Origin of the sequence: Streptomyces apricus (genome assembly GCF_008369065.1) — a bacterium.
In the GTDB taxonomy this organism is placed as follows: domain Bacteria; phylum Actinomycetota; class Actinomycetes; order Streptomycetales; family Streptomycetaceae; genus Streptomyces; species Streptomyces apricus.
Map to the genome: position 1 here is coordinate 1 of NZ_VDFC01000178.1, position 1,896 is coordinate 1,896.

Sequence of the window (1,896 nt, forward strand, 5' to 3'; positions counted from 1 at the left end):
GACCTGTGGCCCGGCGGGGCGCCGGGCGGGGCGGTGGGGGCGGTGCGCACCTTCGTCGCGGCGCTGCGCCGCGCCCTGGAACCGGACCGGCTGCCGCGCCGGCCCTCCGGGCTGCTGGTCACCGACGGCCCCGGCTACGCGCTGCGCACCGCGCGGGAGGCGGTCGACGCCTGGCGTTTCGAGGACCTGGCCGCGCGCGCCGCGCCCGCCGCGCCGCGGGCGGCGCTGGCGCTGTGGGAGCAGGCGCTGGCCTGCTGGCGCGGGCCCGTGCTGGCCGACTTCCCCCACGCCGCGTGGGCGGCCGGTGAGCGGGCCCGGCTGCAGGCCCTGCACCTGGACGCGGTGGAGCGGCGCGCCGAGGCGCTGGTGGCCACCGGCGCCGCCCGCCAGGCCGTCGCGGACCTGCGCGCCCACGTCGCCGCGCATCCGGGCCGGGAGGACGGGTGGGTGCTGCTGGCCMCCGCCTTGGAGCGCTGCGGGCGGCGCGGGGAGGCGCTGGAGGCGCTGCAGCACGCCCGCACGGTCCTCACCGGTATCTACGGGGCCTACGGGGCTGCGGGTGCCGCATCTGCGCTGGCGCGCTGCGAGGCCCGCCTCCTCGCCGCCGGGGCCGGTGGCGGGTCCGCGTCCGGGTCCGGGTCCGTCCAGGCGGCGGACGGGGTGTGGGAGCGTACCGCCGCCGCGTGGGAGCGCTCGGTGCCGGCCCGCTCGCGGGCGCGTCTGCACGCCACCGCCGGTCTGCTGCGCGATCTCGCGGTCAGCGGCGCCGACGGTCTGGAGGAGGCGCGCACGCACCGCCGGGAGCTGGTGGCGGCGGTGGAGGAGAGCGGGGACACCGAGCTGGCCGCCAGGATCATCGGCTCCTACGACGTGCCGGCGTTGTGGACGCGCGCCGACGATCCCGCGGGGGCCGGGGRGGTGGCCCGGGCCGCCGCCCGCGCCGCCGCCCGGCTGGGCCCCGGTGGCCCGCCGGCGCTGCGGGCCCGGCTGTTGTCGGTGCTGGCCGTCGAGTCGCGCGGGGACGCCGGCGCCGATGTGGCGCCGGCCCGGGCGGGCGGCGCGCCGGTCGCCGAGGCGTGGCGGCGGCGGGCCGGGCGCGCCGCCGAGGAGGCCCTCGTGCTGGCCAGGCGGCTGGGTGATCCCGCGCTGCTGGCGTTCGCCCTCAACGGCGCCTTCATGCAGTCCTTCGCCGCCTGCGGGTCGGCCGCCCGCCGCGACGGGCTGGGCGCCGAGCTGACCGCCCTGGCGGTGGAGCACCACCTGCCCGGGCACGAGGTGCTGGGACGCCTGATCCGCCTGCAGGCGCTGGCGGGCCTGGGCGACTTCGCGGCGGCGGACGCGCAGGCCGAGCGGATCGACCGCCTGGCCCATCACAACGAGCGGCCGCTGGCCGCGGTGTTCACCGCCTGGTACCGGGCGCTGCGCACCTGCGAGCGCGACGGCTGGCCGGCCGCGCGCCCCCACTACGCCCAGGTGTTGGCCGGCAGCGCCGGATGGGGCATGCCCGGGCTCAGCCGGGGGGCACACGTGCTGGTCGCGCTGGTGCCGGTGATGCGCGGGGACGGCCTGCCCGACCCCGGGGACTTCGCCGGCCTGGACGCCGGCCCCTACCGGCCCTGGGTGGAGCCGCTGCTGCTGGCAGCTGACGGCGCGATCGGGCAGGCCCACGAGGCGCTCACGAAGGTCGCCCGGCCGCCCCACGACCACCTGCAGGAAGCACTGTGGTGCGTCCTGGCGCGCGCGGCGGCGGCCGTGGGGCACCTGCCGGTACTGCGCCGCGCCCGCGACGAACTGGCCGCCGCCGGCGCCGAACAGGCCGCGGCCGGCAGCGGCCTGATCTCCTTCGGCCCGACCGCCCGCCACCTGAAGGCCGCCGAAGCCGCCCTGGGCGTACGG

At 80.5% G+C, this 1,896-nt stretch carries 1 protein-coding gene; it reads left to right on the forward strand.

Going from position 1 to position 1,896, the window contains the following annotated elements; genetic code table 11:
- The coding region (locus FGF04_RS39015) for an AfsR/SARP family transcriptional regulator (protein ID WP_149516131.1) at window positions 1-1,896 on the forward strand (1,896 nt) is incomplete at both ends.